We start from the raw sequence: 8,447 nt of genomic DNA, 5'->3' as shown, positions 1-8,447 counted from the left end.
AACAAACTAACAGTTACAGGGAAAAAGTTGTACAAAGTACGCTGTTCAACTATAGAGCGAAGCTTTGCGGACGCCAAAGAACTACATGGCTATCGATATGCTCGATTTCGGGGGCTGAAGTCTGTCCAAATGCAGGCTTATCTCACCGCAACTTGTCAAAACATGAAAAAAATAGCCCTCCATCTGACCAAAAAAGGTCTGGTGGAGGGCTATTTTTTTGAAACTCTATTATTTTATGTTGTTTTTATTCGCTAAAATCAAAATGATTCCAGAGTGTGGGGAACCCTAAAGGGTTTCCCAACACTCTGACCACTATTAATAGTGGTGTTTTTCATTTCACAACTAATCTGACAGTCTACTCTTTATTAAAACCAGCGCTCAGTTACAACTTTTTTACGTGTATAGAATTGAACGCCATCTGTACCATTTGTACCTAAATCACCAAAGAATGAAGCTTTATTTCCTGCAAATGCGAAGAATGCCATTGGTGCTGGAACATTTACATTTACACCAATCATACCAGCATCGATGTTATCACGGAACGTTTGTGCATGTTTACCATTTGACGTATAAATAACCGCACCATTTGCAAATTTAGATTGATTTGTTAGTTTAATACCTTCTTCTAAATCTTTAACACGTACAATGCTTAATACTGGAGCAAAAATTTCATCTTGCCAAATTTTCATTTCTTGATTCACGCCATCAAAGATTGTCGCACCTACAAAATAACCTTCTCCAACTTCTTCATTAATTTTACGGCCATCTACTAATAAAGTTGCCCCATCTGCTACACCACTATTAATATAGCCTAAAACGCGCTCTTTATGAGATTCACGAATTAATGGTCCAACATAGTTATCTTCGCTAAAGCCATCGCCTACTTTTAATTTTTTCGTTTCTGCTACTAATACATCAATGAATTCATCAGCAATTTCATCCACTACTGCTACTACTGAGCATGCCATGCAGCGCTCTCCACTACTTGCAAATGCAGATCCAATTACACCTTGTACTGTTTTCTCAAGATTGCAATCTGGCATTACAATCGCATGGTTTTTCGCACCTGCTAACGCTTGTACACGTTTTCCGTGTTTCGTACCTGTTTCATATACGTAACGAGCTACTGGCTCAGAACCGACGAACGAAACAGCTTGAATATCTTTATTTTCTAAAATGCTATTTACAACATCTTTTCCGCCTTGTACTAAATTTAATACGCCTTTTGGGAAACCTGCTTCATAGAATAATTCTACAAGTCGCTCCGCTAAAAGTGGCGTTCTTTCCGATGTTTTTAATACGAATGTATTACCGCAAGCAATTGCAAGTGGGAACATCCATAACGGAATCATCATCGGGAAGTTAAACGGCGTAATACCAGCAACAACTCCGATTGGGTAGCGCCAAATTGATCCATCAATTCCGCTAGCAATATTCGGCAGCGCTTGACCCATCATTAGATTTGGTGTAGATGTTGCAAGTTCTACCGCTTCAATACCACGCTGTACTTCACCTGTTGCATCCGTTAGCGTCTTACCATTCTCTAGCGTAATGATTTTCGCAAGCTCATCTTTGTTTTCTTGTAATAGCTGTAAATATTTATATAAATTTCTTGAACGATTCGGAACTGGTACTTTAGACCACATTTCGAATGCTGCTTTTGCCGCTTCAACAGCTTTTTCAACATCTTCTTTTGGAGATAGTGGAACGTAAGCGATAATTTTTCCAGTCGCTGGATTTGGAACTGCTTCTACTTCCGTACCTGTCGATTCAACCCACTCACCGTTAATGTGATTTTTTACTCGTTTAATTTCAGTTGTAATCATTGTATTCTCTCCTTTGTATAATTTATTTTTGATTAGAAATTAATTGCTCGCTAACTTTCTTATATAAAGCAGCCATATCGTTTTCACCATATCCAGCTTGACTCGCTTCGTCATATACGTTTAATAACATTTCGCTTACCGGTAAATGGAGTTCGCTTTCCTTAGCTAAGTCAACTGCAAATCCTAAATCTTTCTTCAATAAGTTCACAGTAAATCCTGGCTCGTAGTTTTCAGGTGCTATAAAACTTTTAAAATTACGTTCATAAATTCTACTTTGACCGTAACTTACATTTAAAATATCAAACATTTTATCTAAATCCATATTGTTCTTTTTTGCTAATGTTAAAGCTTCACTCACACCAGCTGTATAAAAACCAATTAATAAGTTATTAATTAACTTAACAGTTGTACCACTATCAATCTGCTCACTAACGTGGAAAATATTCGCGCCTAGTACGCCCATGATAGATTCCGTTTTCTCATATACCTTTTTTGATCCACCAACCATAAACGTTAATGTACGGTTTTCGGCTCCGATTACTCCACCACTCACAGGTGCTGCTAAAAAGTCTACTTTCTTTTCCTTTGCAGCTTCCTCTAATTGTTTGTTTAACTGCGGCGATACCGTACTTGTATCAATGAAAACTACATTCGAGTGACCATTTTCAAATAATCCTTCTGCTCCAAAATATACCGCTTCAACAGCGCGAGGTGAAGGTAAACTTGTAAAAACTACATCACATGTTTCTGCTAGTTTTAAGATTGATAGACCGATAATTCCGCCTTCTTTTTCAAAGGACGCTTCTGCCTCTTTATTTAAGTCCACGCCATATACTGTGTAACCTGATTTAACTAGATTTTTTGACATCGGAAGACCCATGTTACCTAAACCGATAAAACCAATCTTTTTCATATCGCTTTCCTCCTATTTACACAATATATTTCCCACGATTTATAATAGCTTTCGCAATTTCTCTCTTCTTCGTAAATACGTTCGTGTATAAAGGTACTAATAATTGACGGATTTCAGCTAAAATCACATGTCTATCTTGTTCTTCTGTGACAGCCGCTGAAAGTACAGAAATCGCCGCTTCTTCTACTTTACGATATCCTTCTTCACAAATAACATCCGTTATTTGTTGCTTCGTACGTTCTTTTTCCTCACCATTTTTACTTACTGCTTTTCTCGTACGTAAAAACGCTGATTCCATGACGTACACGTCCGTCAACATATTTGATATTACACGTGAATATTCTTGTTCTTGGTCGATTTTTAGACTTGGAGTTTTAGAGAGCGTTTTCAAAGATTGTTTCAACAATTTTTTCGCTAATAAAATGTAACGATGGTTTCTTTCGACATTTGCTACATCACTTTCTACTTCAGTATCTTCTAATGGTTCGATTTGCTTCATTAACATTTTGGCAACTGTTAATCTATTAATTTCGTTCGTTCCTTCAAAAATACGACTAATTCTAGCATCACGATATAATCGTTCTACCTCATACTCTTGCATATAACCGTAACCACCATGAATTTGTATAGCTTCATCTACAATATAAGCAAGTGTTTCAGAAGCATTTACTTTATTTAGTGCACATTCAATTGCAAATTGAGACATTTTTTTCATAAGATCTTCATCGCTCTCATGAATTGCTTCATCAATTACACCTGCTGTACGGTAAGCTGCACTTTCTGCTCCATATGTAGCAATGATCATATTTGCAATTTTCTCTTGAATCATCGTAAAGTCTACTAATTCCGTTTGGAACTGTTTTCGCTCTTTTCCATATTGAACTGACAAACCAATTGCTTGTTTTGCTGTTCCAATATTTCCAAAAGCAAGTTTAAGTCTAGCAAAGTTAAGAATATTAAGAGCTACGTGATGCCCTTTCCCAACTTCCCCTAAAACATTTTCAACAGGGATGACAACATCTTCTAAAATAAGAGTCGCCGTTGAAGAACCTTTAATACCCATTTTCTTTTCTTCTAACCCAATGGATACACCTTCACATGTTCTTTCGACAATAAATGCTGTCATTCCTTTATTTGTCTTCGCAAAAACAACGTATACATCTGCCATATGAGCATTTGTAATCCATTGCTTCTCACCATTTAACTTCCAAGCTGTTCCCTCTTCATTCAATACTGCGCTCGTTTTTGCACTTAATGCATCCGAACCAGCATTTGGCTCAGTTAAAGCATAAGCCCCAATCCATTCTCCCGATGCGATTTTTGGTAAATATTTTTCTTTCTGTTCTTTCGTTCCGTAATATATGTAAGGCAATGTACCGACACCAGCGTGTATATTAAATGAAACGCTAAATGCACCAGCGTAACCCATTTTCTCTGCTACAAGACCTGAGACAGCCTTTCCTAACTCGAACCCGCCATAATCTTCTGGTACCTCAATGCCTAATAATCCAAGTTCCCCAGCTTTCTCAAATAATTGACGAGAAACTTTATAGTTATGTTGTTCAATATTCTCCATTTGTGGAACAATTTCTTGTTTAACGAATTGTTCTGTCGTTTTTGCGATTAAATCTTCATCACCTGAAAAATCTTCTGGTGTAAAGTAAGTATGATTTATATCTTTATTGAGTGAAAAAAATTCATCCCATGGTAACTTCGTTTGCTCCATATGTATCCCCCTATCATTCGGCCTTCATAGCTTTTTGCTTATGCTCGTCTACGATGAGTGGAATATCTTTTTTGAAAATAGAAGGCGATGATTTTTCACATCAAGCATTTTATTTTGCCAAAGATGTATTTTCATCGCCTTCACTGCTTTATCTATTGATCTTCTGATAATACTGTTTTTGCAATACCAGTATCTAACTCTTCAAAGTCATGATATGAAATTGTTTCGTATAATTCACTTCTCGTTTGCATATTAGAAAGTGCATCTTTTTGAGAACCTGTTTCTTTAATTAAAGTAAACACATTTTCATACGCTTTCGCTGCAACGCGAAGTGAAGTTACAGGATAAATAACCATTTGGAAGCCCATGTTCGCAAATTCCTCTGCACTATAATATGGAGTTTTTCCGAATTCAGTCATATTCGCAAGTAAAGGTGCATTTACCTTACTATTAAATAGACGGAATTCTTCCTCTGATTGAAGCGCTTCAGGGAAAATTGCATCTGCACCTGCTTTTACATATGCATTTGCTCTTTCAATTGCTTCATCTAATCCTTCAACGCCGCGAGCATCAGTACGTGCTACAATGTATAAGCTCGGTGCAACTTCTTTAATCGCTTTAATTTTTTGAACCAATTCTTCTGTAGTAACAAGTTTCTTACCATTTAAATGTCCACATTTTTTTGGTAATTGTTGATCTTCAATTTGGACAGCTGCTACTTTCGCTTCCACCATTTCTACAGCTGTTCTCGCTACATTTAGTACACCACCAAATCCTGTATCAATGTCAACAAGAACAGGTAAGTCTGTAGCTCTTACTAAATCTCTTGCTCTCTCAGCCACTTCAGTAGACGTCACGATACCTAAATCTGGTAAACCTTTACTTGCAGTATAAGCAGCTCCGGATAAATAAAGAGCTGAAAAACCTGTATTTTTTGCAACTAAAGCCGCCATTGCATCATGAGCACCTGGAATTTGCAAAATTTCATTTGCTTCTACTAAAGCTCGGAATCGATTCGCAAGCTCCTCTTGTGTTGACTGCTTTTTCACAACCCAAGCCATTCTAAATTCCCCCTATTATTAAATTAAGAATAGATCTACAAATTCGTTTACATTCATATTTTCTAGTTTTTCTTCATTTAAACAAACTTCATGAATTTCTTCTTGTTGCTTACTAGAATAATGACCTGCCATATTTGCAGTGAATTTTTGAATAACTTTTGGAATTGCTTCGTCTCTACGGAAACGGTGACCAAGTGGATATTCACATTCCACATTTTCTGTTACTGTGCCATCCTTAAAGTGAACTTGAACAGCGTTGGCGATTGAGCGCTTGTTCGGATCAAGGTAATCTAAACTGTACTGTTTGTTTTCAACAACAACCATCTTATTACGTAATTCGTCTACACGTGGATCGTTTGCTACTGCATCTTCATAATCGTCTGCAACGATATCTCCTTTTAATAAACCAATTGCGGTAATGTATTGTAAGCAATGATCACGATCAGCTGGGTTATTTAATGGACCTTCTTTATCAATAATACGAATTGCTGATTCATGAGTTGTAATTGTAATACGGTCAATTTCACCTAATCTTTCTTTAATTTCCGGATGCAACTTCACTGCACATTCTGCAGCTGTTTGTGCATGGAATTCTGCTGGATATGATACTTTAAATAATACATTTTCCATTACATAAGACTCTAGTGGTCTAGCTAATTTTAATTCTTGTTTGTTAAATAATACATCTTGGAATCCCCATCCTGGTGCAGATAATGCTGTTGGATAACCCATTTCACCTTTTAGAGCAGTCATTGCAAGATGAACACCGCGGCTTGTTGCATCACCTGCTGCCCATGATTTACGTGAGCCAGTATTCGGAGCATGACGATATGTACGAAGACTAGAATTATCAATCCATGCATGTGATAATGCATTAAAGATTTCTTCACGTGTTCCGCCAAGCATTTTTGCAACTACGGCAGTTGTAGCTACTTTTACATACAATACATGGTCAAGACCAACGCGGTTTAAGCTATTTTCTAAAGCAAGCACGCCTTGAATTTCATGTGCTTTAATCATCATTTCTAGTACTTCACGTACTTTTAAAGCTTCTTTTCCTTCTGAAATACGAACGCGACTAATATAATCTGCGACCGCTAATATTCCGCCTAAGTTATCAGATGGATGTCCCCACTCTGCTGCAAGCCAAGTATCGTTATAATCTAACCAACGGATCATACATCCGATATTAAATGCACCTTTTACTGGATCTAGTACATAAGACGTACCTGGTACACGTGTACCATTTGGCACGATTGTTCCTGGCACAACTGGTCCTAGTAATTTCGTACATTCTGGATATTGCAGTGCTAAAATTCCACACCCAAGTGTATCAAGTAATACGTAACGAGCTGTACTGAATGCTTCTGCACTAGTAACCTCTTTATTCAATACATAATCCGTAATCTCTTCTAATAATGCATCTTTTTGCTTAATTTCATTTGTTTTAATCATGCTATCCTTCCCTTTCTGTCGAAAATTCGTTATTATTAATGATGGGTGTCGGTCAAACACCCATCTGGCGGGCGGCGCTAACAACTCCCCAGTTGTTCTTATTTACTAAGTACATGTCGCTCGCCAATATAATTTACACGTGGACGGAACAAACGATTATTTGCATGTTGCTCAATAACGTGCGCACATAATCCTACTGTTCTAGAGCTAAAGAAGATTGGTGTATAAAGTTGAATTGGAATACCTAACATCCAATATACTGGAGCTGCATAATAATCAAGATTTGGATAAATTCCTTTTTCCTTCTCCATAATCTTTTCTCCAGCTTCACACATTTCATATAGTGTATAATCACCTTTTACATCGCATAACTGTTTTAAAGCTTCCTTCATCATAAGTGCTCTTGGATCCATTTTCTTCATATAAACACGGTGTCCAAAGCCCATAATTTTTTCTTTGTTATATAGTTTCTTCTGTAATAACTCTTCAAATTTCTCAACATTACCAGCTTCTAAAAGCATGTACATAACCGCTTCATTTGCACCGCCATGTAAACTTCCTTTTAAAGATGCAACTGCCCCTGTTAAAGCACCATATAAATCTGATTGTGTTGATGCAATAACGCGAGCTGTAAATGTAGAGTTTGGCATTTCATGTTCACTATATAAAACAAGGGAACGATCAAAGATCTTTTCCTCAAGTTCAGTTGGTTTTTTTCCAGTTAACATATAGAAGAAATTCGCACTATAAGATAATTCTTTAAGAGGTTCGATTGGCTCCTCATTATTTAAAATATGATAGCTATTCGCTACAATGTTTGGCACTTTACTTAACAGCTTGTACCCTCGGCTTTTATTCACTTCTAACGAACGGTTTTCGATATCATTATCGTAACCAGCTAATGCCGACACACCTGTACGTAATCCATCCATAGGATGCGTCTCTTTAGGCAATGCCTTTAGTACGTTGAATACACCTTCTGGTACTGCATATTCTTCTTTTAATTTCTTTTCAAGTGTTGCTTTTTCATCCTCATTCGGTAGGTGTTCCTCCAATAAAAGGTGCACAATGTCTAAATACTCTTTTGTTTTTGAGAGTTCGATTAAGTCATACCCTTGAATTACAATTTCACCTTTTACTGTGTCAAGAAACGATATCTTCGTCTCCGCTGCCACTATACCATCTAATCCCGGGGAAAATTTTTCTTCAGCTTTCATCATTATTTCCTCCAATCCTAATAGATCTTCGTGCACATAACTGTAAGCCTTTACAATATTGTGAAACTACATTTCTATTTCAATGTATCAGAGTTTTTAGAAGATTTCAATTTATTTTATAATGATAAGTTTCCTACACTTTTCTTACTGTAACAATACAATTTTTTGAAAATAATTCTTATGTTTTATAAAGAAAGAATAGACTTCTTTACGTATTTTTAAAAACAAGATATAAAGATTCTTCATATA

The 8,447-nt window shown here is 36.6% G+C and carries 6 protein-coding genes and 1 pseudogene; 1 reads left to right on the top strand and 6 read right to left on the bottom strand.

Annotated elements, in window-relative coordinates:
* Positions 1–266 (top strand): annotated as a pseudogene (locus tag C4S65_RS10030) (transposase); the annotation flags it as partial.
* Between the two features lie 99 nt (positions 267–365).
* On the opposite strand, the gene C4S65_RS10025 reads toward C4S65_RS10030, so the two are convergent.
* The 6 genes from C4S65_RS10025 to mmgD all read right to left on the bottom strand — a co-directional run bounded on the left by C4S65_RS10025 (position 366) and on the right by mmgD (position 8,201).
* Complete coding sequence (locus C4S65_RS10025) at positions 366–1,826, bottom strand: CoA-acylating methylmalonate-semialdehyde dehydrogenase (RefSeq protein WP_061667582.1); 1,461 nt, start codon at positions 1,824–1,826, stop codon at positions 366–368.
* A gap of 22 nt (positions 1,827–1,848) precedes the next feature.
* A complete protein-coding gene (locus C4S65_RS10020; protein ID WP_061667583.1) occupies positions 1,849–2,739 on the bottom strand; it encodes an NAD(P)-dependent oxidoreductase in 891 nt (296 codons plus the stop codon).
* Between the two features lie 16 nt (positions 2,740–2,755).
* A complete protein-coding gene (locus tag C4S65_RS10015; protein ID WP_098838374.1) occupies positions 2,756–4,465 on the bottom strand; it encodes an acyl-CoA dehydrogenase family protein in 1,710 nt (569 codons plus the stop codon).
* A 152-nt stretch (positions 4,466–4,617) separates the two neighbouring features.
* A complete protein-coding gene (prpB, locus tag C4S65_RS10010) occupies positions 4,618–5,526 on the bottom strand; it encodes a methylisocitrate lyase (RefSeq protein ID WP_000312640.1) in 909 nt (302 codons plus the stop codon).
* Positions 5,527–5,544: 18 nt separating this feature from the next.
* The gene (prpD, locus tag C4S65_RS10005; protein ID WP_000598124.1) at positions 5,545–6,981 is read right to left on the bottom strand and encodes a 2-methylcitrate dehydratase; all 1,437 of its coding nucleotides are present in this window, start codon (positions 6,979–6,981) and stop codon (positions 5,545–5,547) included.
* Positions 6,982–7,079: 98 nt separating this feature from the next.
* The gene (mmgD, locus tag C4S65_RS10000) at positions 7,080–8,201 is read right to left on the bottom strand and encodes a citrate synthase (RefSeq protein ID WP_001987369.1); all 1,122 of its coding nucleotides are present in this window, start codon (positions 8,199–8,201) and stop codon (positions 7,080–7,082) included.
* Positions 8,202–8,447: the final 246 nt, after the last annotated feature.

The sequence above is a fragment of the Bacillus sp. ok061 genome (assembly GCF_900108285.1).
GTDB lineage: Bacteria > Bacillota > Bacilli > Bacillales > Bacillaceae_G > Bacillus_A > Bacillus_A thuringiensis_S.
This window is presented reverse-complemented; position numbering and strand designations above follow the sequence as displayed.

What these genes read in the sequence shown, in the direction of transcription:
- C4S65_RS10025 (WP_061667582.1), bottom strand. Translation starts at nt 1,826, where the DNA reads ATGATTACAACTGAAATTAAACGAGTAAAAAATCACATTAACGGTGAG.
- mmgD (WP_001987369.1), bottom strand. Translation starts at nt 8,201, where the DNA reads ATGATGAAAGCTGAAGAAAAATTTTCCCCGGGATTAGATGGTATAGTG.
- prpD (WP_000598124.1), bottom strand. Translation starts at nt 6,981, where the DNA reads ATGATTAAAACAAATGAAATTAAGCAAAAAGATGCATTATTAGAAGAG.
- C4S65_RS10015 (WP_098838374.1), bottom strand. Translation starts at nt 4,465, where the DNA reads ATGGAGCAAACGAAGTTACCATGGGATGAATTTTTTTCACTCAATAAA.
- prpB (WP_000312640.1), bottom strand. Translation starts at nt 5,526, where the DNA reads ATGGCTTGGGTTGTGAAAAAGCAGTCAACACAAGAGGAGCTTGCGAAT.
- C4S65_RS10020 (WP_061667583.1), bottom strand. Translation starts at nt 2,739, where the DNA reads ATGAAAAAGATTGGTTTTATCGGTTTAGGTAACATGGGTCTTCCGATG.